Raw genomic sequence first — 21,640 nt, 5'->3', positions numbered from 1 at the left:
ACAAACGATTGAGAGGTGGTGAGGCTTGCCGAGAGCACCAGATCCCCGCGTCGAAGAGGCAAAGGAGCTGTTCGACCAGGGAATGAAATTAATTGATATTGCAAAGCAGCTTTCCGTTTCGGAAGGGACAGTCCGAAGCTGGAAGAGCAGATATAAATGGGGCAACGCAACGTTGCAAAAGAAAAAACGCAACGCTGCGAAACATCGTGGCGGTCAGCCAGGCAATAAGAACGCTGTCGGACATGGCGCACCAAAAAAGAATAAGAATGCAGAAAAACATGGTTTCTTCTCGAAGTATCTTCCGGAAGAGACCTTTTCTATTATACAAGATATTGACAAGCAAGACCCGCTGGATATCCTCTGGGGAAATATCCAGATTGCTTATGCTGCCATTGTCCGGGCGCAGCAGATCATGTATGTACGGGATCAGAGGGACTTAACCGAGGAACACACAGGCTCCTTTGACAATGGGGACACCTACAATTATCAGCAGGCCTGGGACAAGCAGGCAACCTTCCTGAAGGCGCAGGCCAGGGCACAGTCGGAGCTTCGGTCTCTGATAAAGCAATACGATGAGCTTCTGCATCGGAACTGGGATTTGGCCAGCGAGGAGCAGAGGACGCGGATTGAACATCTGCGTGCAAAGACAGAACAGATTAAGGGCAGCGACCAGAATCCTATTGAGGATAAAGTCCAGAAGTTATTTGACGCGATCGGGGGTGCGTTGGATGAATCTGAATAGCATCTACACGCCGAAGCAGATCGAGATCTTGAAAGCCTGTCGGAATACAGACTGGTTCATGCTGATCAACCATGGGGCGAAGCGTTCCGGGAAGACGCAGCTGGACAATGATATTTTTCTGCAGGAACTGATTCGGGTCCGCGGGATTGCGGATCAGCTGGGAATCGATACACCACAGTACATCCTGGCCGGATATTCCATGGGGAACATTCAGGACAATATTCTCACAGAGCTGTCGAATAAGTATGGCTTTGAGTTCAAGTTTGACCGGTTCAACAACTTCACGATGTTCGGAGTGAAGGTGGTGCAGACTTCCCACGGGAATATCAGTGGGCTTGGCCGGATCCGAGGCATGACTGCATTCGGAGCATACATCAATGAGGCTTCCCTGGCAAATCAGGAAGTATTCGATGAGATTAAGGCCAGGTGCAGCGGTCCGGGAGCGCGGATCATTGCGGACACGAACCCGGACCATCCGGAGCATTGGCTCCTGAAAGATTATATCAAGTCTTCAGCAGAAGGGATTTTGAGCTTTCATTTTACGCTGACGGATAACGCTTTCCTGGATGAGCGGTATGTGAAGAACATTATAGAGACCACGCCGAAAGGAATGTTCTCTGACCGGGGAATTAAAGGGCTATGGGTGTCCGGGGAAGGCGTTGTCTATCCGGATTTTGACCAGAACGTGCATGTAATCACGCCGGAGCAGGCCAGGGACCTTATATTTGAGCGTGTTCTGGCTGGCGTGGACTGGGGATGGGAACACTGGGGAGCCATCGTAGTGATTGGCATCAGAGCCGGCAGCTATTACGTTATTGAAGAACATGCGGCGCAACATAAACATATAAACAGCTGGATAACTGTAGCGAAGGATATTATCAGGCGGTATGGTAATATCCCTTTTTATTGCGATCCGGCCAGGCCGGAGCACGTGGCATCCTTCCAGGAGGCGGGGATCAATGCCTTCCTGGGAAATAACAGGGTGTTATCCGGAATCGAAGCGGTGGCAACATTGATGACAAACAAGCAGTTTTTCATTGTGTATTCGCAGTGCCCGAGGTTCCGGGATGAAATCTATAAATACATCTGGAAGAAGAATACCGGGGAACCGCTGAAAGAGAATGACGATGTCCTCTGCGCAATCCGGTACGGCATTTATTCAGATATGACGGTGAACAAAATTGAGCAGCCTGGACAGAGCCGGATGGAGCAGGCCAGACGATTGAAAGGAATGTTGTAACTATGGCGGATGAGATATTAAAAGCAAATGAATTTGAACACGGCATAGATGGACCGTATAACGTGCATAAGAGCTTCCAACAGCTTTACGGCCCGGAGACCAACTATTCCTACCGGGCGGACAGCGCGGAAGAAATACTGGGAGATTTGGGCAAGCTCCGGGAGATGATATTGGATCATTACCAGACCCAGTGCCCGAGGCTGGCGGCGCTGGACGATTACATGAAAGCCAGAAATGACGGCATCTATAATGATGACTGCCGGCGGATAGAAAAAGAACGGGCAGACCATCGGGCGGCCCATAATTTTGCGAAAATCATCAATGTATTTGATGTTGGATATAACACCGGCGTCCCGATCAAGAAGGTTAGTGATATTGACCAGGTGAATGAAATCATTGCGGAGTACGACCGAATCAATGACATTGAGGCGCTGGACAGTGAACTCTGGCGGGATATGAAAAAATACGGCCGGGCCTATGAGCTGCAATATCGGAACGAAAAAGACGAGGATCGTTCTGTGATCAGCAATGTATTCGAGACATTTGTCTGTTATGGGACGGATGTGGAGCGGACGCCGCTGTTTGCTGTCCGGTACCCACGCTACCGCATCGGTACACAGGAGAGGGTAAAGGTCTTTGTTTATACAGATACAGAGGTCATTACATACAAGACAAGCCAGATTATGGCACTGAAGCTGGAAGAAGAGGGCAGGGAACAGCACCAGTGGGGAGAAGTGCCCGTCACGGAATATTCTCCGGACCGGTACCGGATGGGCGGATATGAGGATGTGATTCCGCTGATTGACCTATATGATGCAGCGCAGTCCGATACGGCAAATTATATGACGGACCTTAACGAGGCCACGCTGGTGATTACCGGGGACCTGAACCTGCGAAAATATACGGTCAAGGATATGGCGGAGATGAAAAAGGCAAACCTGCTGTTATTGGCTTCTGGAATCAATCCGGATGGAAGCAGAGAACAGACCGATGCCAAGTATGTGTACAAGCAGTATGATGTGACCGGCGCCGAAGCCTATAAAGACCGGCTGCAGAAGGATATCCATAAGATTTCCTTTGTGCCAGATCTGACAGATGAAGCCTTTGCCGGCACGCAGTCCGGGGAAGCGATGAAATATAAATTGTTCGGCTTCCAGCAGATTGCAAAGACCGGGCAGCGGGGATTTAAAAAAGGGCTCATGCGACGGTACCGGTTGCTCATGAATATTAAAAACTTCGTGAATGAGGCAGACAACGATGACCTTGGAAACCTCACGATTACCTTTACGCCAAATCTTCCGAAAGCTGTTCTGGAAGAACTCAAAACTCTGGTGGACGCCGGCATGGAGGTCAGCCAGGAGACCATGATGGGGCTGGCGTCATTTATCGAAGACATTCAGGCGGAGATGGAGCGGATCCAGAAAGAAAAAGAGGAAGAAGAGGTGGATCCGGTGATGAACCAGATGTTTGGAGGTGCGGCAGAGAATGGACAGCGCGACGTACTGGAAGAACCGGGAGACGGAACAGAGGAAGCATAATATCCGGGACGAGAAAGAATATCAGAAACGCATTCATGAAATCTTTCAGAATATGATTGATGAAATGGATAAGGAAATCAATGGATTCTATGGGAAGTATGCCAGCAAGGAAGGCATCACAATTTCCGAGGCCCGGAAGCGTGCAGCCAAGTTGGATATTGAAGCGTATGCCCGCAAGGCGAAAAAGTACGTCAAAGAGAAGGATTTCTCTGATGAAGCCAATGCGGAGATGCGACTTTACAATATGACTATGCGGGCGAACAGGTTGGAGCTATTGAAGGCCAACATCGGCCTGGAGATGATTGCCGGATTTGATGAGTTACAGAAGTTTTTCGATGAAAAGCTGACAGATAGAGCTACGGGTGAATTTGAGCGTCTGGCGGGTATCCTGGGGAAGACAGTCCAGGACAACGCCAAAGCGGCGCACGCTATTGTAAATGCATCGTTCCACAATGCTACATTTTCAGACCGTATCTGGATGTATCAGGATATGCTGAAAGCTGAATTGTCCAGTCTGCTGCAGACCGGGCTGATCCGGGGGCAAAGTTCTACGAAGTTGGCCACGCATATCCAGAAGCGTTTCGGGGTCAGCCAGAGCAATGCAGAGCGGCTCATGACAACAGAACTGCGGCGTGTTCAGACGGATGCGGCGAGACAAGTATATGAAAGGAATGGAAATACAGAATATAAATTTTTGACGACCAATCCACAGGGTGCCTGCGATATATGCAAAAAGTTGGACGGAAAAATATTTAAAGTAAAAAATATGGTTCCAGGAACAAATGCTCCGCCCATGCACCCGTGGTGCCATTGTACAACAGCTCCGTATTGGAACAATGACGAATTTGATCAATGGTTGGATAGTGGCAGTGAATTAAACTTCGCTGACTGGAAAAACCAGAAAGAGAATTCTGTTGCAAAGAAATCTGGCTCTGGTATAATAAAAGAAAAAAGGAACATACACGAGATGAATTTGCAATTTTTTGCGGAAAAAGATATTAAGAATCAAAGCTCCAGTTCTTTGAAAAGGGCTATTAGAAAATATCAGGCGCGAATTGAAGAACATGAGACAAAGATAAATAATCCGAGTGAAATATATCCGGATTGGGATAGTTTTGACGAGAGATATCAGCAAGGATTAAAGCGCCATTGGAATAAGGAAATCCGTAATTTTAAACAATCTATTCAGGACAGAATAGACGAATTGAAAGAGCGAGGTGATTACGATGAGTAAATTGAATGAAGATTCCTTAAAATATATCATTGCCAGATTGGTTGAAAATGCCAATGATGCTGTGGAGGAAAGCGAAAAAGATAAAAGCGATGCTTTTAATCAGGGGCGTCGCCTGGCATATTATGAGATGCTGGATATTTTAAAGAACGAATTAGACGTTCGGGATGCAGACCTCAAAGAATTGGGCTTAGATTTCGATGTAAATAAAATTGCATAATAACAGAGCTACCACCAGTCGGAGACGGCCGGTGGTATTTTTATACCCATTTTTAAGAAAGGCGGTGAATGACATGGGAGATATGATGAGCTTCCCTGAAACTCCCGAAGAATTTTTAGAACAATATTCTTTTGTGGATAAAAAGGAAGAATATACAAATGGTGCGGAACTTATCCCAGTATTCAGGATAAAACAAATGTTTGAGCATTATTTTAAGGAATAGGCACATGAAACAACTATATATCGTAACCGAAGATGCGGACATGCTGGCTCCTAAGTGGCTGGCTGCCCGCATTAATTATACCAACATAAAGTTTGTGTACCATCAAATTGATGGTGCGGAAAAATTGAAAGGGGTGAAGGTGGGTGATCGGATTGCGAAAATCGGCGACACGATATCATTTGATGGCAAGCGGTTATCAGTAGAAAAAATATCATTTTCCAAAATGCAATAAAATTATTTTTTTGAAAGGAAGGGTATCAATATGGATAAAAGACCAATGGAACTTAAAGACACAGTAGAAATGATGAACAGTGAGGACTACAAAGAACGGTTCAGGGCTGAATACTGTCAGACAGTAATCCGCTATGGAAAGCTGAAAAATATGTTGGACAGATGGGATGAAGGGAAACTCAATTTTGCACCGACATGTCCGAGGAGCACGTACAATATGCAGATTAGGGCAATGGCTGATTATATTGCAGTGCTCGAGGCAAGAGCTGTTATGGAAGGCGTCGATTTGAGTAATTGAGAGGCGGTGATCCAATAATCTCCCACCGGCGGGGAATGACCGGAACAGTAAAGGAGTGGTGTGATTGATTGCAGTAAGTGTCCGAAAGGACAAAATCACAGTATCTGGCCATGCGGGATATGCAGAGGCTGGAAAAGACATTGTTTGTGCCGGTGTGACGGCGCTGACCATGTCCTTGGTAAAATCTCTCAACGATTTAACAGATGATAAAATTGAATACGAGATATCGCCTGGAAGGGTTGATATACATTGCGGGAATCTGTCGGAAGCAGGAATGCTTCTTGTGGATTCCTTTTTTATTGGTATTTGTTTGTTTGCTGAAGAATATCCGGGCCATGTCCGGATAGAGTGACCAGGCGTGAGTGTCAGTAAACCTTACGGATATGGCAGGCGTGGAACCATTCAAAGCTACGGCAGATAGGCGTGAAATCTTAAAAATACGGAGGTAGAACATGAGAAAGAAAGAATTTTTGTACTTGCAGCTGTTTGCGGATGATTCTGGAAGCGGTGACGAAGGAGGCCCTGAACCAGAAGGTAAGCCGGGTGGCGCCGGAGGATCAGAGCCAGACGAAGATGATCCGGAACCGGAAAAGAAATACACCGACGCAGAAGTAGATGAACTTATCAAGCGCAAGAAGGCTGAATGGGAGAAGACTAGGCAGAAAGAGGACGATGAGGCGAAGAAGCTTGCCAAAATGAACGCCCAGGAGAAATCTGAGTACAAACAGCAGCAGCTTGAGAAGCGCATCCAGGAGCTGGAGGATGAGAAAACGCTTTCCGGTATGCGTGATGAGGCAAGAAAACAGCTTTCAGAGAAGGGTATCAATATTTCCGATGAGCTTCTGGCATTTATGGTGTCTAAGGATGCCAAGGAGACTAAAGAAGCTGTTGATTCGTTCGCAAATTTATTTAATGCGGCCGTAAATGAGGCTGTCAAAGGGAAAGCCCGCCAGACAACACCAAAGGAAAGCGGACATTTTTCCAATGGCAAGGCCGGCATCAATATTGGTGAGATGGCAAAGAAAGCAAGGATTATTAAATAATGGAGGTAGATAGAATGAATGCGATGAAACTGATTTTACAGTTATTTGCCCAGACATTTGATCCGGACAACGTGACGATGTATGAGCATAAGGACGGGACAATTCCGGAGAAGTACAACACACTGATCCTGGAAGAAATCATGGAGAACAGCAAAGTGATGCAGCTGGCCAAATATGAGGAAATGGACAGCAAAGAAAAGAAGTTTGAATATTTCGCAAAAGGACCAGGTGCTTACTGGGTCGGTGAGGGCGAGAAGATCCAGACATCTAAACCGCAGTGGATGCAGGTAACGATGGTAGCAAAGAAGCTGGGTGTCATCGTTCCATGTTCCAGAGAGTTTCTGCACTACAAGATGTCTGACTTCTTTGAGCAGATGCGGCCAAAGATTGCAGAAGCGTTTTATAAAAAATTTGACGAAGCGGCGATTCTGAACATCGAAAACCCGTTCCCTCAGTCCGTAGATGAATCTGCACTGGCAGCGGGCAACCTGATCAGCGGTGGCATTACCTATGATAACATTCTGGCAATGGAGGATGCTCTGAATGATGAGGACTACGATGCGAACGCTTTTATTTCCACGAAGAAGAACCGGAGCACGCTGCGGAACGTCAATAAGATTCAGAACGGCGTGATTGTGGAATCTCTGTATGATAGAGGGGCAAATACAATTGACGGTCTTCCGGTTGTAGATTTGAAAGGACTGGATAAGGGGATTCTGTATGCCGGTGATTTTGATTATATGTACTACGGCATCCCGTTCGGCATGTCCTACAAGATTGATGAGTCCGCGCAGCTGTCCACACTGAAAAATCCAGACGGTACCCCGGTCAATCTGTTTGAACAGGAGCTGGCGGCTCTCAGAGTAACGATGGATGTTGCTTTCATGATCGTGAAAGATGAAGCATTTGTGAAATTGGAAACAAAAGCGGAGATCAGTCCGGATAAACTGACGATTCCGTCTCAGGGGCAGACCCTGTACGGCAAGAGAATTTCCTCCCTCATCGGAAGCGATGTGAAGGTTTATGAAGACGGAACTGTCACCGGAACACTCAAACACGTGACGGGATACACTGGATTTAATGAGAGTGTGCCGGAAGAACAGGAAGGTTATTTCTTCCCATTTAAACTGACCAAATCCGGAACGAACATTACATTCAAAAAGAACGGTTCTGAAACTAAGCAGAGCATTCCGTGGGAGGCAGATAATGTATTCCGGGTGACGAAAGGGGATACGTTTGAAGTGCTGGTAGATGAGGAATCTGTAGTTACGTTCAACTTTGCCCAGGCTACCTTTGAAAAATAAATGGGTGATCTGATGCCGGAAAGGAGGCGGCGTTATGCTGGAAGATCTGAAGAGGATGCTTGGGCTGTCCGGTCAGGAGGATGAAGAGCTGGATAAGAAACTCAACTGGATTTTGGACACGACAAAGGCGAGGCTCAAAGTCCTTCTGGGAGGCATTGACCCGGAAAACGACCTGGATTATATTGTCACGGAAGTATCCATTGTCCGATACAACCGGATTGGGTCAGAAGGAACGCAGTCCCATACGGTGGAAGGTGAAAGCACCAGCTTCCTCAGCTCTGATTTTGACCCATATATGGATGATATCCAGGCATACAAAGATATGAAAAACATTGACATATCTAAAGGAGGGATTCGCTGGGCATGAGATATGACACACCTATTTATTTCCAGAGGTTCACCCCGCCGCGCTATGACCCATCAACCGGTGATTATGTGGAAGGCCCTGTGGAGGAATCCATGCGGTATGCTTCGGTCATGAATACCGGCACAGAGAGAATCATGCAGGTATACGGACAGATGAAGCAGGGAAGCCTGACCATTCAACTGCAGAATCATTATGACTGCTCATTCGACCGGATCCGTGTCGGCAATGCGGTGTATCAGGTGGATTCTTCCCGGAGGCTTCGCACAAAGCATACATTTATCGTATCGGAGGTGCAGAGGGATGCCAAAAGTAAAAATTGTGGGGATTGAGCGGTTGCAAATGAAGCTCAAAGCCAACGCATCCATGGATAAAGTAAAAACAGTGGTGCAGAAAAATGGAGACCAGATGAACGAAAAAATGAAGAAGAATACAGAGTCTGCATTCGTGAAGGGCTATTCCCATGGCGATACGGCGGGCAGTATTTTTACGACCATAAAAGATAATGGGTTGACTGCGGAGGTGGGGCCAACCACTGAATATTCCCCTTATGTAGAATATGGGACTCGTTTTATGGAGCCGGAACCATTTATCAAACCTGCATTTGATTCCCAGAAAGAACAGTTCAAAAAAGATATGGACAAGCTTGTGAGGTGATAACGTGGACCCACAGCAGGAATTATTTACAGCATTATTATTACAAATTGGAGATAAGGGATACGACGTATATGATACCTTCCTCCCGCCGGAGGGAACGCCGTATCCCTTTGTTTATCTGGCGGACAGCCATATGACTGATGACACCAACAAGACGGCAGTCTTCGGAAATGTCTTCCAGACGATCCATATCTGGCATAACAATCCGAGGCAGCGCGGCACGGTGTCGCAGATGCTGCTGGAGATCAAAAGGATATGCCGGCGATTGGAACATACGGAGAATTTTGCCTGGCAGCTGCGGAACGTAGACCAGCGGATTCTCCCAGATAACACGACAAAGACTCCGCTTCTTCACGGCCTGTTAGAAGTGGAGTTTAAATTTTCATAGGAGGTATGACACATGAATTTATATGGATTACAGCTGTTTGCGGAGGCGGTCGCGGGTAAAAGGATTGTTTATCTGTACCGGATTGCCAAGGATGCCGCAACAAAAGCAGCGTGGCAGATTGCATTTGCCACAGAAAACGGCAGGACAAAAAGCAAAGATGCCGATGCCACTGCCACAAAGGACGGCAGCATCCGGACGCCTGGAACTGCTGAGACAGAGATTACAGCAACATCCATTCTGTCAAAAGGTGATACGAACATCGACGCGCTGGAAGACGCTATGGATAGTGATGAGCTGATTGAAATCTGGGAAGCGAACCTGGACGAGCCGGCCAGCACTGGCCAGAACAAATTTAAAGGAATGTATTTCCAGGGATACATCACAGAGTTTGAAAAGACAACCAATGCGGAAGACAATGCAGAAATTTCGCTCACATTCGGAATTAACGGCAGCGGAGCAAGAGGAGAGGTTACGGTAACGGCAGAACAGCAGGACCAGGCAGCCTATGTATTTACCGATACGACCGTGCAGACAGAAGAGTGATAAGGAGGATTTAAGTTATGTTTGAATTAGAAATCAATGGAAAAATGTACCCGTTTAAATTTGGTATTGGTTTTCTGCGGGAGATTAACAAGACGCGGATTGTTAATGGAGAAGAGGTCGGCTTCCGGTACAATGTTGCCAACCTGATCGGTGAGGGTGACCCAACCAGCTTGTGCGACATTCTTATGGCAGCCAACAAAGGGCAGACACCGCGGATCACCGCTAAAGCCTTGGAAGAATATATCGAAGAGGGTGAAGACTTAGACGAGCTGACAGAAAAGGTGGTTGATTTTTTAGAGAAGAACAACTGTACGAAGAAATTGATGGAGAAAGTACAGACAGCACTCAAGGAACTCCAGGAATAATTGCCTGCCGGGAACTGACGGAAGCAGACTATGAGGAAATTGCCCTCACCTGCTTCCGTTTTCTTCATTTGACTTCTTTTGCTCAGGTTGATCAGCTCACGATGCGGGAGTATGAGCTGCTGGTAAAAGCGGCAGAGCTTCGGGATGTGGATACGGACTATCGGCTGCATGAGCAGGCGTTCCTGAATTTTGTAGTGCAGGGACGGAAGAAGAGTGGCAGACCGGTTTACCGACGGTTTAAGCAGTTCTTCAACTATGCGCAGGAAGTCAAGGAAGTCATAGAAAAACGGAAGAAGGAAAAGAAAACAGACAGCCGTTTTTCCAGGCTGAGCAAACATTTGAAAGAGAAAAGAGGTGACGGATAATTGCCGGAAAGCTATAGCGTGAAAGCTGTTTTGTCAGCGGCGGACTCTGGATTCACAGCCGCGATGAAGAAAGCGTCCAAAGTGACGGATTCCTTTGCAGATAAATTCAAAAGCGGGCTGGGGATTGGCGCCGGCATGGCCGTTGCCAACTCAGCGATCAGTACAGTATCAAACGGTATCCGGTCCATGGCCGGGGAACTGAGTTCCGCCACGGCGACCTGGAAGACCTTCCGGTCCAACATGGACATTTCCGGAAAGAGTGAAAAGCAGATCGCCAAAGTGCAGAAGCAACTGCAGACCTTTGCGGAGCAGACCATTTACAGCTCATCCGATATGGCGTCCACCTATGCGCAGTTGTCGGCAGTCGGCACAAAAAGCACCACGAAGCTGGTGAAAGGCTTCGGTGGCCTGGCATCGGCAGCAGAAAACCCCGCACAGGCCATGAAGACATTGTCTCAGCAGGCAACGCAGATGGCAGCAAAGCCGTACATCCAGTGGCAGGATTTCAAGCTGATGGTGGAACAAACACCGGCCGGCATTGCGGCTGTGGCGAAGCAAATGGGGAAATCGACCCAGCAGCTCATCAAAGATGTACAGGCAGGGACCATAAGCACCCAGGAGTTCTTTGACGCCATAGCAGCGGCAGGGACATCCGAGAAATTCACAAAGATGGCAACGACATACAAAACGGTCGGACAAGCCATGGATGGCCTGCAGGAGACGGCGGCCAATAAGCTGCAGCCAGCGTTTGAGAAGCTGTCGGATACCGGTGTGAAAGCCATTTCGGCCATCATAGATAAACTGAGTGCCATTGACGGAAATGCACTGGCACAGAAGATTACACCGTTTACCAAGGCACTGAATAAAGTCATCAAGGGATTTTCAGAAGGCGGCATGGAGGGCGGTATCGCAGCCATCGAGCAGCATATGGGAAACCTGATACCAACAGCCCAGAAGATCGGCGGCGTGCTGGTAGCGGCATTTGCGGTGACACATATCAATGATTTTGCCGGAGCGTTCCGCGGCGTCACAGGGCTGGTCAGCAAGTTTAAGATTCCGGAGAGCGTAACGAAGGGGCTGAGTTTTTCCGGAATATCGAAAAGTGCTTTAAAAAATGTCAGAGGTATTAAGAAATCCTTTGCATCCCTTGGCAGCGGCATTGATGATTATGGCGCAAAAATCGCGATGTCTATGGAAGCCATCAGTCCGAAACTGTCAGAATCCGGCACCAAAGTATGGAGCGTGTTTGCCAATACGGGAGAAAAGATTTCTGGTTTTGGAAATAGCATTTCCAAAGGCCTGACCTCAAAAATCAAGGGCGCCACCAGTGCTCTTTCCTCTTTTGGTGGCCGGGTAGGTACAATTCTTGGGCCGATTCAGACAGTAGCCAGCAGCATCCTGAATCTGGGAGGTACGGTGGCCAGTGGGCTCACATCCATGATGGGAGTGGCACTCAAGGCGATTATGCCGGCAGCCATGGTCGGTGTTGTTCTGGCAGGACTGGGACTGATTTATCAGCAGTTCGGAACGCAGATTGACCAGATGCTTGCCATGGCGCAGCAGCAGGGGCCGCAGATTATCAGTAATCTGGCGAATGGCATATCCAGCGCGCTGCCGGGGTTGATCAGTTCGGGCGCGCAGCTGGTGACTGGTCTGATGAATACAATCACGGCGAACCTGCCAGCGCTGATCGGTGGCGGTACTCAGATTATCGCGAGTCTTGTCAGCGGCGTGGCAGCAGCGGCACCGTCCCTGATTTCTTCAGCGGCGACCATGATTGGCCAGTTTGTGGTCAGCGTTGCATCGGCAATCCCGCAGCTGATTACCACGGGTATGCAGCTCCTTCTGGGATTGGCCCAGGGAGTTGTTGCCAGCCTGCCTACATTGATCTCATCGGCCACGCAGGCAGTCACGTCGTTTATCAGTGGCATTGGCCAGAACCTGCCGCAGATTTTGACGACAGCAGCGCAGATCATCGCTACGCTGGCGGGCGGCCTCATCGCGGCGATCCCGCAGCTGATTTCTGCCATTCCGACGGTCATTTCGTCTCTGGTTGATACAATCATGAGTACGGACTGGATTTCAGTAGGTATTCAGATTGTCAGCGCCATTGGAGAGGGTATCTTCGGAGGACTTTCTAAGATTGGCGGAAAGATTGGTTCCTTCTTTGGCGGTATCGGTGATTGGTTCGCCGGCGGTAAAAAAGGCGGTGAGGAAACGTCTTCTGGTGCTGCAGAGGGAATTGCGGCCGGGTCTTCCAACGTCACCACGGCGGCATCGAATGTGACCAATGATGTGACGCAGACCTTCTCCGCCGGCGCCGGTGCTGCGAAGAGTGCCGGCAGCGAGATTGGCAGCGGGTTCAGTACGGAGTTATTGTCCGGACTGGGAGATTCCGCATCGATCACGACCCAAAACATGGATGATATCACCTCGTCCATGGAGAAACCAGCGGGAACATCGAAAAAGGCCGGAAAGCAGACGGGAACCGGATACACCAATGCCCTGAAAAATGGGTTGAACAAAGCACCAGGCATTGCATCACAGGCAGTATCCAAAGTGATTGCCCGGTTGAATTCCGGTGCTGCCGGAGCAAGGGCGGCCGGTACCCAGATCAGCGCCGGTTTTGCGGCCGGCATGAACGCTTATCTGTCCCAGATTGAAGCGGCAGCGAGCCGGATGGTTGCAGCAGCCAATAAGGCCATCACGGCCAAGGCAAAGATCCATTCTCCGTCCAGAGTGACAGCCGGATATGGTAAAGACTATGTGGCCGGTTTTGCTAAGGCGATCAAAAAGAATACAAAGAACGCCGCCAAGGCAGCGCAGAGTCTGGCAACGACAACGCTTGCGGCCATGAAACAGGCAATTGCTGGTGGAAATTATCAATCTATGGCAGACAGCCTGGGAGAGTCCTATGAGGCGACAGTCAATAAGCAGACCTCCAAGCAGGAAAAGACCATCAAGAAGAAATATAATTCCATCACAAAACGGCTGGAGAAGTCGGATAAGCGGCTGGAAAAACAGGAGAAGAAGGCAAAGGGTAACCGGAAGAAGAATATCCAGGCACAGCGCAAAGAGATTGAAAAGCAGCAGAAAAAGCTGGAGAAGAGCTATAACAAGTACACAAAGTCTCTGGAGAATCAGGCAAGTCAGATGATCTCTGCCACGCAGAACCAGCTCTCCTCCCTGGGTGAGACCTTCCAGTCTCAGTACGATGATATCATCAGCAAAAGGGATGCCTTTTATGACAAGCTTTCTGATGTCGGAGACCTGATGACGTCCGACAGCTATGGATTTACGTCCTTCAAAGACTTTGACGCTGCGACCAAACAAGTGGAGCAGTACGGAAAGAATCTGGAGAAACTGAAAAAGCTCATGCCGAGCGGATTTATGGATGAGATCCTGGGCATGGATATGGCAGAAGGGCTCAATTATACCAATGCTCTCCTGAAAAAGAGTGATGCGGAGCTGATTGCCTACGGTAAGAGCTATCAGAAGTTTACAGATACGGCAAATAAGGTATCAAAAACGTACTATCAAGATCAGCTGGACCTGCTGAATCAAAACTATATCAGTCAGGTTACGGCGGCACTGACGAAGCTGGATGAACAGATTGCGCAGATTGGTAAAAATGTGGCATCCAGCCTGACGCAGGTTGCTACGTCTGTTACGACAGGAAAAAATATTTCTGCATCGGTTGAAATTGGGGAAGGCATTTCCACTGGTCTGGCCAAAGGTATCTCGTCGAAAAAAAGCCAGAAAAAGGTAAAAAAGGCCACGAAGAAGACGACCAAGACAGCAACCAAAAGTACCAAGAAAAAACTGAAATCTCACTCTCCGTCCAAAGTATTTTATGGTATCGGTGCAGATACCATCCAGGGATTTGTCAATGCAGTCCTGGGTATGCGGCATGTGGTCGCACGGACCATGGACCGGGTGATCAGCATTCCGGCCACGCCGCGCATGGCCTTCGCGGGCAGTTATGATGGAGAACTCAACGAAAAGTACCAATATGGTTACTATATGGACGGAACGATTGAAGTACCGGTTGTCATTGATGGCAAAGAAGTGGCCAGAGTATCTGCGCCATATACGGCCGTACAGCTGAACAAACAGCAGAAGCGGGAAAACCGAAAGAAAGGTATTGCGTAAAGGAGGGAGAAGACAATGATATATTCGTTTGTAGATACCAATGGATGTCCGTTGGATACCGCCCTCCCTGCGGAGGCGATGAATTTCAATGGCGTCTTCCTGGAAAATGAGATAGAGGGGTACCGGACGCTTTATGTGAGCGGCCGGGAATCCCTGGCTCCAGAGCTGGATACTTACGATACCGGCGCCAGGGCGGGAGCGTCATTAAAACGCCGGCGCTTCCCTACCCGACCGATAACAGTCGGATATCAGCTACTGTCCCGGACACCGGAAGACTTCCGGCAGGCATTTAACAAGATGGCCCGGATTTTAAACGTTCAGGAAGGACGGATGGTGTTTGCGGACGAACCGGATAAGTATTTCATGGGAACCCTGTCCAGCATGGGGGACATTGAGCCTGGCAGAAATAACATCACAGCAGAGTTGGAATTCACCTGTCTGGACCCGTTCAAATATTCCGTGGAAGAAACCTTGTATTCCCTGCGGACTCTGAGCCGCGTCGAATACGAGGGAACACAGCCGTGTTATCCGCGGATCCGCTGGGACATCAAGGGTAATACCGGGTATGTGGGCGCGTTCCTGGGGGATGCGTCTACAATTATTCAGATTGGAAATCCGGATGAAAGCCAGATGATCAGTAACACCTTCGCCGCCGGCGACGTGGTGGTGGCGGATTGCGCCAGCGCAACTATCACCGTCAACGGTGTGATACGGGATGACCTAGGCGCTGTGGGTAATGCCTGGGAATCCTTTTTATTGGCACCGGGAGAGAATCTCATCGGTGCCTTGTCTTCTTCCTGGGCGCAACGCCCGGATATCACACTTGCCGTGCGGGAGGTGTGGTTATGATCTTATATTTTGCAGATAAAAACCTGACCATTATCGGGAAAGCGTCCACGGATTTGCCAAAAGGCTATGAGGTGAAAAATGATAAAAAGACCGAAGACATAGAGACGCAGGCGGTGTCGTTTGAATGCGAGATTCCCTACGGGGATACGCCGGTAAAATGCGATAACCTGACAACGCCAGGGAATTATATCCTGCGCCAGAACAGCGACGATATTAATGAGTTGTACCAGATCATTGAATCTGAGAAAGATACGGACGCCGGGATTATCCGGATCTACGGGGAAGATGTAGGGATGGAGCTGCTGGACGAAGTGGCGCTTTCCTCTCCAAATGATACGCCGATATGGACGGTAACAGAAGCGGTGCAAAATACCATCGTGGATACTGGCTTTGTCATCGGCATCAATCAGTTAGCTGAATCCACAACGACAATGGCCTGCAGCTTTTCGGAGCAGACCCGCTCTGAGCGTATCAAAGAGATTGCGGAGCTGTTTGAGTGTGAAACTGATTACCGGATAACACTGAGTGCGGACGGCCACACCGTGGAACACAAATATATTGACATATACACAAAGCGGGGCACGGACAGCGGCGTGACACTGCGTCTTGGTACTGATATCGATAGTATCACGGTGACCAAGACCATCGAGAACCTGGCCACGTCCATTTATGCCTATGGCGCCGATGATGCCGGCGGGAACCCGATCACACTGGCCGGATACAGTTATGATGACGGGGACTTCGTTGTGGCGGCCCAGACATTTGATGACCGGGACGGGAACGGGACACCGGATACCGGTTACTGTATCCAGTCCCGAAACGCCCTGGAGAAGTGGGGGCGGATGGTAGACGGCCAGAAGCGTCACATCACGAAGCCCTATAATGTCGATACGGTTGACCAGGCTACGCTGTTTAATGAATCACTAAAATATCTGAAATCTATCTGTGATATCGCAGTAAATTACGAGTGCAGTATCACGAACCTGCAGAAAAAGGTTTCCCTGGGTGATACGGTGACGGTCATTGATGAGGAAGGGCAATTGTTTTTGACCTCCCGGGTATTAAAGCTGGAGACGTCAGAGGCAGACAAGACGGTTACAGTCACGCTGGGAGAGTACCTGATCCAGTCCGGCGGCATCGCGCAGTCGGTCCGGGACAGCGTCGTACAAATGATTAGCAGTATAACATCGGCGCAGATGACGGAAATGACTGCAGACCAGGTCAGGGAAATATGCACGTAGTTGGGAGGCGGAAAAATGGCATTTATGGGTAGCGCGGCACTTGGCGCCTTGTGGGAGCTGTTCAAAGAAAGAATATCAGGATATGAGATTACAGTGACAGCGGACGCACAAGCAGAAAATACATTGACCGTGACGGTTGCAAGAGCAGCGCAGGCGTGTTTTGGTATCGTGACGATCCCGCCGGATAATACAACGGATACGGCAACAATCCCTTCGGGTTTCCGCCCTACGGCGGAATATGCAATAACCGGAGAGGATTTTTCCATCGATACAGGCGGTATAGTCAGTATAAATTCTGCGGATAGCGAGGAGAGGAGACTGGCATTTTTTTATTTTACAGATAATGATGTACCAGACGCAGCATACGCGAAAGGGGTGAAGGATAATGAGCTTACAGATTGACAATGACCTCCGGACGATTGCCATACCGGAAGATATCACATTTCTTGGTGTGGCCGGCGATAAAAATGTCAGGGTTTTGGAATTTACTATGCCATCCACATACGGGGACATCGATTTGTCTGATTATGATATCGTCATCAACTACAAAAACATCGAACGGGGACGGATGCGCAAAAGTGAGGGCAGCTATGCAATCGCCGGAGCTGCGGCCCTGGATGGCACGATCACATTTGCCTGGCAGATTGACGCAGATCCATGTAAATACCATGGAGATACCTGGTTTTCTGTTTCCCTGATCAACGGGGATAGTAATGTATTCAACACGCAATGGGTCAGCCTGCCGGTGCTGCAAAAGCAGATGTGCCGGCAGCCAGCAGAGAATGAAGCAGGAGACGAAATCATTGTGATTGACATGGGAAATGTGACATTGTCGGTCAGCGATGAGAACCTGATCATAACGGGAGGTGCATAAGATGGATGTGACAATCAAGGGGATGCAGATACGGGATACGCTGTATTTGTTTAAGGATGCTGTGGCGAGGGCAACTACGGCAGATTTAAATACCAAGATAGCAATCACGCAAGACGATATCGACGAGGTCTGTGTGACGACAGAGCAGGCAGAAGTGGTAACATCAATAGGAACGGAGGGCGATGTATAATGGCGACAGCATTAACATTAAAACAGGCGATTGCAGCAGTATGGCAGAAATTTATGGGGGTGATTGGATATGCAGACATTTCCGGTATTGGTGATGGGACAATCAAGGGAGCCATTGCTGGATTAAATGGGAAGATGATGAAGTTTGGTGCATGGGTAGGTAGTAATATTGATCCACTAAAGTGGACTAATATCATGAATTTCCAGTTAGAGGCTGGTCAGTATTTGGTCATGTGGAAATGCAAGATAGGCTCCGTGCAGTCTTCCGGCTCTATTTGGGGTACCAGAATCCGATGGGGTTCTGAACAGCAGCAGGAATTACAAAATCACATTTCCAACCAGGAGAGTTCGATTTCATGCTTTACGTGGGTTTCTTTTTCGCAAAAAACGACCATATATATTGATTTTTACCATAATATTCAAAATCAATACCCGTTTGTCAATTTAAAACAAGCATTTGTATTTCCTATAATAGTAGATAGTACACTGGATAATCAATAGCGACTATTTTATCCATAATAAATTAATTCGCATTTTTCCAGTAACAGGAGTTTCGAAGAATACGATACCTACATTTGTTTTTGGCTGTTTTGCCACGCCTGTTACGCGCACACCCTTTGCGTCCCAATTTCCGTTCATTGCGGATATTAATTCATAACTCGATCCAGGAGGGGCAAAATAGTACCAACTATCATTTTCTGCATCAATTACTTTTGATTCATACACAAACTTCCCATTTAATCAATTAATTGGTAAATGGGAAGAGAGACTTCCTTATAATATAAGAAAAAATAAGGAGGTCTTTATTTATGAAGGAAAAGTTGATAGCAGCGGTTCTGGAAAAGATGCATGAACATCTCGATCCTGATCAGGTGACAATACTGCAGTGGGTGATGTCCGTTGTACTGGATGAATATTCGGTAGAGCGACAATCCACCGAAGTCACGGTATATGATGGCAGCGCGGAGGAGTACGCAAAGCGGTTTTTGGTTGTGAAGCATCTGGCCGGATGTTCTGACAGGACAATCGAGCTATACCGTTTTAATTTGCAGAAATTTATCCTGAATCTTCGGCGGCCATTGCTGGAAACAGACACCAATGATATCAGGTGTTATCTGGCAACGTATAAAGAGCGCCGGAAAGTGGGGAACACAACGCTAAATAATATGCGCGCTACTTTATCCAGTTTTTTCGCCTGGCTGCACGAGGAGGGGCTGATTGCAAAGAATCCGATGCGTCGCATTCCACCGATTAAAGCGCCGAAGGTGATAAAGCAGCCGTTTACAGCAGAGGACATGGAGCACCTGCGAATGGAGTGTCAACGGGAAAGGGATTTGGCCATCATGGAATTTTTGTATTCTACGGGTGTCCGTGTCAGTGAAGCGGTGCAGTTAAATCGAGACCAGATTAATTTTACTGAAGGAGAGTGTATCGTATATGGCAAGGGAGCAAAAGAAAGAGAGGTGTTTATCAATCCAAAGGCGTGTATTCATCTAAAGAAGTATCTGGATTCCCGGATGGACAACAATCCGGCATTATTTGTCTGGACGAAGAAACCACACCGGAGGTTATCAGAGAAGGGAATCTGGTCAGTGCTACATAATCTGGGCTGCCGGGCGGAGGTAGAAAAGACGCACCCGCACCGGTTCCGGAGGACATTGGCTACGGATGCCCTGAATCGGGGTATGCCATTGCAGGAAGTACAGCAGATGCTGGGGCATGAGAAGGCCGATACAACACTGATTTATTGTACGGTGACAAAAACCAGTGTAAAGATGTCACATAAGAAATATATCGCATAACATGTAAGTAATTATTACAAGTTCATTCAAACCTGCGAAAACGGAGGTTTTATTTGCATGTCATAATTTTGTAACTATAAATAAGGTTCAGCTCTTGATTAAATGGGAAGATAAGTAAAGTCAGGGGACGTAGTGGTGTAGCCGTAACAAAGAACCAGTGGACAACAGTACTGTCATTTGATTTAGATCCCGGCAGTTACAAAATTGAATGGAGTTTATCAATTAATGCGGTTGCATCTTCAGGCGCACCTATTTTTGGAACACGAATCCAAGCGCCTACTGCTAAAAAATATAACTTAAAAGAGCATATGTCTAATCAAGATAATGCTATATCTGATTTTTACGTTGCAGATTTATCAGATCGTACGACTATAAAGATAGACTTTTATCACAATTTTGACGGGTTATCTTCTGTCTCTATAGTTCAGGCGTGTGTTACGCCTATAGAGTGGTTTTAGTGTTTATCTTCTAGCGTATACGAACGTTCCTGCGATATATTCTTGCACAGATGTAATCCCCACACTTCCGGGTGCGATTGACCATTTATCTGTGGCCCACGGATATATACGTATACACAATTTATTTCCATTTCCAGGGCAAAAAATCGGTTGTCGAATATTTGAACCTGGAAGGAATTCTTCCGGCATAGATGGAAATTCATAGCCATTTGTACCTGCACCGAATCCAACGCCTGATGGTAATGTCCCACCATATTGTATTTCTACGAAATATTTGTTATATCGATATTTCATTTCAATGCCGTAAGTAGATCCCAGGGTGATTGCATCGGACCAGTTCATATTCCCATTTAATCAAGAGCTGAGCCTTCACAAGACCTTTGGGTCTTTAATGGAGGTAGCATGGGAAAATTGTTTGATATTGTTCCAACCATGAAATCAAGTAGGAAGAAAAAGTATCCGTATAAAATCAAATTTCCAGATGGCCGGAGTGTACCGGTACCATCTCAGCATGATTTTGCGGATAATTTTATCCAGAATCATGGCTGCAGTCTGGCCGGATTCTATATGGCTCTGCGATTTGTGGGCAAAAAGAAATCTATGGAGAAATGCTATGCATATATGCGTGATCACTATAACCTGAACGGAAAGGCAAAGTATTCATTGCGGCAGGTTTGTGCAGCTATTAATAAATTGGCTCCGGAGAATCCGGCAAAATTTTATGAGAAAATCAGTAAGGCGGAGATGAAAAAAGCATTAAAGCGTGGTGACATGGTTTTGTTTGAGGAGAAAAATCCGATTCATACGGCTGTCATCCTGTGGAATGGCCGGAAATTTAAGCGCTTTTCAGATGGCAGGTATAAGACTGTGACTGTGGACCGGGAAATCCGTAAGCGCTGCGGAGATGACTGGTACGGCGGCTGCGTCGTGGTCAAAAAAGCAAAATAGTATTATTCGGCGGTCCTCTGGGCCGCCTTTATTTTGATCACAAGGAAGGAGGTAGAGATGGATACACCGATCACGAGAGCAGAGCACGAGGAATTCCGCCGCAGGCTGGAAGAAGAAAACCGCCGCCAAGACAAACGGATTGGTCTGCTGGAAGAAAATACAAAGCAGATTGGAGCATTGACGATATCCGTGGAAAAATTGGCACTGAGCATTGAAAGCATGGTCAAAGAGCAGGAATCACAGGGCGAGCGCCTGCAGGTTCTGGAGGGGAGGGATGGAGAGAAATGGAGGGCTGCGGCCAGCCATGTTTTGACTGTGATTTTGGGTATTGTCATTGGATACATATTTAAGTTGATTGGAATGTAGGAGGTATAA

General features: G+C 47.7%; 30 protein-coding genes. 28 read left to right on the top strand and 2 right to left on the bottom strand.

Annotated features, from left to right (window positions below):
- Positions 1-25 precede the first annotated feature (25 nt).
- From terS to B5E53_RS02190, 25 genes are all read left to right on the top strand, one after another.
- Positions 26-742, top strand: a complete 717-nt coding sequence (gene terS, locus B5E53_RS02315) for a phage terminase small subunit (RefSeq protein ID WP_087312386.1) — start codon at positions 26-28, stop codon at positions 740-742.
- On the top strand, positions 729-1,982 hold the full coding sequence (locus B5E53_RS02310; protein ID WP_087312384.1) for a PBSX family phage terminase large subunit: 1,254 nt from the start codon (positions 729-731) through the stop codon (positions 1,980-1,982). Before terS ends, B5E53_RS02310 begins: the two co-directional genes overlap by 14 nt.
- Before the next feature lie 2 nt (positions 1,983-1,984).
- Positions 1,985-3,520 (top strand): phage portal protein, encoded by a 1,536-nt coding sequence (locus B5E53_RS02305; protein WP_087312382.1) that lies wholly within the window; start codon positions 1,985-1,987, stop codon positions 3,518-3,520.
- A 52-nt stretch (positions 3,521-3,572) separates the two neighbouring features.
- A complete protein-coding gene (locus tag B5E53_RS02300; RefSeq protein WP_162611754.1) occupies positions 3,573-4,754 on the top strand; it encodes a minor capsid protein in 1,182 nt (393 codons plus the stop codon).
- Positions 4,747-4,971, top strand: coding sequence for a transposase (locus B5E53_RS02295; RefSeq protein WP_087312378.1), 225 nt, complete (start codon positions 4,747-4,749; stop codon positions 4,969-4,971). Before B5E53_RS02300 ends, B5E53_RS02295 begins: the two co-directional genes overlap by 8 nt.
- A gap of 73 nt (positions 4,972-5,044) precedes the next feature.
- Positions 5,045-5,194: a hypothetical protein gene (locus B5E53_RS19045; RefSeq protein WP_162611753.1), complete on the top strand. Its 150-nt coding sequence runs from the start codon at positions 5,045-5,047 to the stop codon at positions 5,192-5,194.
- A gap of 4 nt (positions 5,195-5,198) precedes the next feature.
- Positions 5,199-5,426, top strand: a complete 228-nt coding sequence (locus B5E53_RS02285; protein ID WP_087312374.1) for a hypothetical protein — start codon at positions 5,199-5,201, stop codon at positions 5,424-5,426.
- 30 nt (positions 5,427-5,456) lie between these two features.
- Positions 5,457-5,723, top strand: a complete 267-nt coding sequence (locus B5E53_RS02280; RefSeq protein ID WP_242963487.1) for a hypothetical protein — start codon at positions 5,457-5,459, stop codon at positions 5,721-5,723.
- A gap of 64 nt (positions 5,724-5,787) precedes the next feature.
- Positions 5,788-6,075 (top strand): ribosomal-processing cysteine protease Prp, encoded by a 288-nt coding sequence (locus B5E53_RS02275; protein WP_087312372.1) that lies wholly within the window; start codon positions 5,788-5,790, stop codon positions 6,073-6,075.
- A gap of 100 nt (positions 6,076-6,175) precedes the next feature.
- Positions 6,176-6,766, top strand: a complete 591-nt coding sequence (locus B5E53_RS02270) for a DUF4355 domain-containing protein (RefSeq protein ID WP_087312370.1) — start codon at positions 6,176-6,178, stop codon at positions 6,764-6,766.
- A 14-nt stretch (positions 6,767-6,780) separates the two neighbouring features.
- Positions 6,781-8,070 (top strand): phage major capsid protein, encoded by a 1,290-nt coding sequence (locus B5E53_RS02265; protein ID WP_242963486.1) that lies wholly within the window; start codon positions 6,781-6,783, stop codon positions 8,068-8,070.
- A gap of 34 nt (positions 8,071-8,104) precedes the next feature.
- Positions 8,105-8,437: a phage head-tail connector protein gene (locus B5E53_RS02255; protein ID WP_087312368.1), complete on the top strand. Its 333-nt coding sequence runs from the start codon at positions 8,105-8,107 to the stop codon at positions 8,435-8,437.
- Positions 8,434-8,766 carry a hypothetical protein gene (locus B5E53_RS02250; RefSeq protein WP_087312366.1) on the top strand — a complete coding sequence of 111 codons (333 nt, stop codon included), beginning with the start codon at positions 8,434-8,436 and terminating at the stop codon, positions 8,764-8,766. The genes B5E53_RS02255 and B5E53_RS02250 overlap by 4 nt, the downstream gene beginning before the upstream one ends.
- On the top strand, positions 8,738-9,091 hold the full coding sequence (locus B5E53_RS02245; RefSeq protein WP_087312364.1) for an HK97-gp10 family putative phage morphogenesis protein: 354 nt from the start codon (positions 8,738-8,740) through the stop codon (positions 9,089-9,091). The genes B5E53_RS02250 and B5E53_RS02245 overlap by 29 nt, the downstream gene beginning before the upstream one ends.
- Positions 9,092-9,095: 4 nt before the next feature.
- Positions 9,096-9,479: a hypothetical protein gene (locus B5E53_RS02240; protein WP_087312362.1), complete on the top strand. Its 384-nt coding sequence runs from the start codon at positions 9,096-9,098 to the stop codon at positions 9,477-9,479.
- 12 nt (positions 9,480-9,491) lie between these two features.
- Positions 9,492-10,022, top strand: coding sequence for a phage major tail protein, TP901-1 family (locus B5E53_RS02235; RefSeq protein WP_087312360.1), 531 nt, complete (start codon positions 9,492-9,494; stop codon positions 10,020-10,022).
- A gap of 17 nt (positions 10,023-10,039) precedes the next feature.
- Positions 10,040-10,387, top strand: a complete 348-nt coding sequence (locus tag B5E53_RS02230) for a tail assembly chaperone (RefSeq protein ID WP_087312358.1) — start codon at positions 10,040-10,042, stop codon at positions 10,385-10,387.
- Positions 10,388-10,455: 68 nt separating this feature from the next.
- On the top strand, positions 10,456-10,752 hold the full coding sequence (locus B5E53_RS02225; RefSeq protein ID WP_087312356.1) for a hypothetical protein: 297 nt from the start codon (positions 10,456-10,458) through the stop codon (positions 10,750-10,752).
- Entirely contained in the window at positions 10,753-14,904 is a 4,152-nt protein-coding gene (locus B5E53_RS02220) for a tape measure protein (protein ID WP_087312354.1), read from the top strand. It abuts the gene before it with no gap.
- A gap of 15 nt (positions 14,905-14,919) precedes the next feature.
- Positions 14,920-15,753 (top strand): distal tail protein Dit, encoded by an 834-nt coding sequence (locus B5E53_RS02215; RefSeq protein WP_087312352.1) that lies wholly within the window; start codon positions 14,920-14,922, stop codon positions 15,751-15,753.
- Complete coding sequence (locus tag B5E53_RS02210) at positions 15,750-16,994, top strand: phage tail spike protein (RefSeq protein WP_087312350.1); 1,245 nt, start codon at positions 15,750-15,752, stop codon at positions 16,992-16,994. The genes B5E53_RS02215 and B5E53_RS02210 overlap by 4 nt, the downstream gene beginning before the upstream one ends.
- Positions 16,995-17,009: 15 nt before the next feature.
- On the top strand, positions 17,010-17,396 hold the full coding sequence (locus B5E53_RS02205; protein WP_087312348.1) for a hypothetical protein: 387 nt from the start codon (positions 17,010-17,012) through the stop codon (positions 17,394-17,396).
- Positions 17,380-17,868, top strand: coding sequence for a hypothetical protein (locus B5E53_RS02200; RefSeq protein WP_087312347.1), 489 nt, complete (start codon positions 17,380-17,382; stop codon positions 17,866-17,868). Before B5E53_RS02205 ends, B5E53_RS02200 begins: the two co-directional genes overlap by 17 nt.
- A gap of 1 nt (position 17,869) precedes the next feature.
- Positions 17,870-18,058: a hypothetical protein gene (locus B5E53_RS02195; protein ID WP_087312345.1), complete on the top strand. Its 189-nt coding sequence runs from the start codon at positions 17,870-17,872 to the stop codon at positions 18,056-18,058.
- Entirely contained in the window at positions 18,058-18,558 is a 501-nt protein-coding gene (locus tag B5E53_RS02190; RefSeq protein ID WP_087312343.1) for a hypothetical protein, read from the top strand. The genes B5E53_RS02195 and B5E53_RS02190 overlap by 1 nt, the downstream gene beginning before the upstream one ends.
- A gap of 3 nt (positions 18,559-18,561) precedes the next feature.
- On the opposite strand, the gene B5E53_RS18810 is transcribed toward B5E53_RS02190, so the two are convergent.
- Positions 18,562-18,783, bottom strand: coding sequence for a hypothetical protein (locus tag B5E53_RS18810; protein WP_140401426.1), 222 nt, complete (start codon positions 18,781-18,783; stop codon positions 18,562-18,564).
- An 83-nt stretch (positions 18,784-18,866) separates the two neighbouring features.
- On the opposite strand from B5E53_RS18810, the gene xerA reads away from it, so the two are divergent.
- On the top strand, positions 18,867-19,859 hold the full coding sequence (xerA, locus tag B5E53_RS02185; RefSeq protein ID WP_087312341.1) for a site-specific tyrosine recombinase/integron integrase: 993 nt from the start codon (positions 18,867-18,869) through the stop codon (positions 19,857-19,859).
- A 461-nt stretch (positions 19,860-20,320) separates the two neighbouring features.
- Here the strand turns inward: xerA and B5E53_RS19040 are convergent, their stop codons facing one another.
- Positions 20,321-20,659 carry a hypothetical protein gene (locus B5E53_RS19040; protein WP_162611752.1) on the bottom strand — a complete coding sequence of 113 codons (339 nt, stop codon included), beginning with the start codon at positions 20,657-20,659 and terminating at the stop codon, positions 20,321-20,323.
- Positions 20,660-20,719: 60 nt separating this feature from the next.
- On the opposite strand from B5E53_RS19040, the gene B5E53_RS02180 reads away from it, so the two are divergent.
- Both B5E53_RS02180 and B5E53_RS02175 read left to right on the top strand, forming a co-directional pair.
- Positions 20,720-21,265 (top strand): hypothetical protein, encoded by a 546-nt coding sequence (locus B5E53_RS02180; RefSeq protein ID WP_087312339.1) that lies wholly within the window; start codon positions 20,720-20,722, stop codon positions 21,263-21,265.
- 57 nt (positions 21,266-21,322) lie between these two features.
- A complete protein-coding gene (locus B5E53_RS02175) occupies positions 21,323-21,631 on the top strand; it encodes a hypothetical protein (protein ID WP_087312337.1) in 309 nt (102 codons plus the stop codon).
- The last annotated feature ends 9 nt before the right edge of the window (positions 21,632-21,640 follow it).

It is taken from the genome of Eubacterium sp. An11 (genome assembly GCF_002161065.1).
Taxonomy (GTDB): Bacteria; Bacillota; Clostridia; order Lachnospirales; family Lachnospiraceae; genus Anaerobutyricum; species Anaerobutyricum faecale.
This window is presented reverse-complemented; position numbering and strand designations above follow the sequence as displayed.

Coding starts and splice junctions, on each gene's coding strand:
- B5E53_RS19045 (WP_162611753.1), top strand. CDS start 5,045: ATGGGAGATATGATGAGCTTCCCTGAAACTCCCGAAGAATTTTTAGAA.
- B5E53_RS02280 (WP_242963487.1), top strand. CDS start 5,457: ATGGATAAAAGACCAATGGAACTTAAAGACACAGTAGAAATGATGAAC.
- B5E53_RS02180 (WP_087312339.1), top strand. CDS start 20,720: ATGGGAAAATTGTTTGATATTGTTCCAACCATGAAATCAAGTAGGAAG.
- B5E53_RS02205 (WP_087312348.1), top strand. CDS start 17,010: ATGGCATTTATGGGTAGCGCGGCACTTGGCGCCTTGTGGGAGCTGTTC.
- B5E53_RS19040 (WP_162611752.1), bottom strand. CDS start 20,659: ATGAACTGGTCCGATGCAATCACCCTGGGATCTACTTACGGCATTGAA.
- B5E53_RS02195 (WP_087312345.1), top strand. CDS start 17,870: ATGGATGTGACAATCAAGGGGATGCAGATACGGGATACGCTGTATTTG.
- B5E53_RS02235 (WP_087312360.1), top strand. CDS start 9,492: ATGAATTTATATGGATTACAGCTGTTTGCGGAGGCGGTCGCGGGTAAA.
- B5E53_RS02270 (WP_087312370.1), top strand. CDS start 6,176: ATGAGAAAGAAAGAATTTTTGTACTTGCAGCTGTTTGCGGATGATTCT.
- B5E53_RS02265 (WP_242963486.1), top strand. CDS start 6,781: ATGAATGCGATGAAACTGATTTTACAGTTATTTGCCCAGACATTTGAT.
- B5E53_RS02175 (WP_087312337.1), top strand. CDS start 21,323: ATGGATACACCGATCACGAGAGCAGAGCACGAGGAATTCCGCCGCAGG.
- B5E53_RS02230 (WP_087312358.1), top strand. CDS start 10,040: ATGTTTGAATTAGAAATCAATGGAAAAATGTACCCGTTTAAATTTGGT.
- B5E53_RS02190 (WP_087312343.1), top strand. CDS start 18,058: ATGGCGACAGCATTAACATTAAAACAGGCGATTGCAGCAGTATGGCAG.
- B5E53_RS02245 (WP_087312364.1), top strand. CDS start 8,738: ATGCCAAAAGTAAAAATTGTGGGGATTGAGCGGTTGCAAATGAAGCTC.
- xerA (WP_087312341.1), top strand. CDS start 18,867: ATGAAGGAAAAGTTGATAGCAGCGGTTCTGGAAAAGATGCATGAACAT.
- B5E53_RS02215 (WP_087312352.1), top strand. CDS start 14,920: ATGATATATTCGTTTGTAGATACCAATGGATGTCCGTTGGATACCGCC.
- B5E53_RS02310 (WP_087312384.1), top strand. CDS start 729: ATGAATCTGAATAGCATCTACACGCCGAAGCAGATCGAGATCTTGAAA.
- B5E53_RS02200 (WP_087312347.1), top strand. CDS start 17,380: ATGAGCTTACAGATTGACAATGACCTCCGGACGATTGCCATACCGGAA.
- B5E53_RS02300 (WP_162611754.1), top strand. CDS start 3,573: ATGATTGATGAAATGGATAAGGAAATCAATGGATTCTATGGGAAGTAT.
- B5E53_RS02285 (WP_087312374.1), top strand. CDS start 5,199: ATGAAACAACTATATATCGTAACCGAAGATGCGGACATGCTGGCTCCT.
- B5E53_RS02295 (WP_087312378.1), top strand. CDS start 4,747: ATGAGTAAATTGAATGAAGATTCCTTAAAATATATCATTGCCAGATTG.
- B5E53_RS02250 (WP_087312366.1), top strand. CDS start 8,434: ATGAGATATGACACACCTATTTATTTCCAGAGGTTCACCCCGCCGCGC.
- B5E53_RS02305 (WP_087312382.1), top strand. CDS start 1,985: ATGGCGGATGAGATATTAAAAGCAAATGAATTTGAACACGGCATAGAT.
- B5E53_RS02255 (WP_087312368.1), top strand. CDS start 8,105: ATGCTGGAAGATCTGAAGAGGATGCTTGGGCTGTCCGGTCAGGAGGAT.
- B5E53_RS02210 (WP_087312350.1), top strand. CDS start 15,750: ATGATCTTATATTTTGCAGATAAAAACCTGACCATTATCGGGAAAGCG.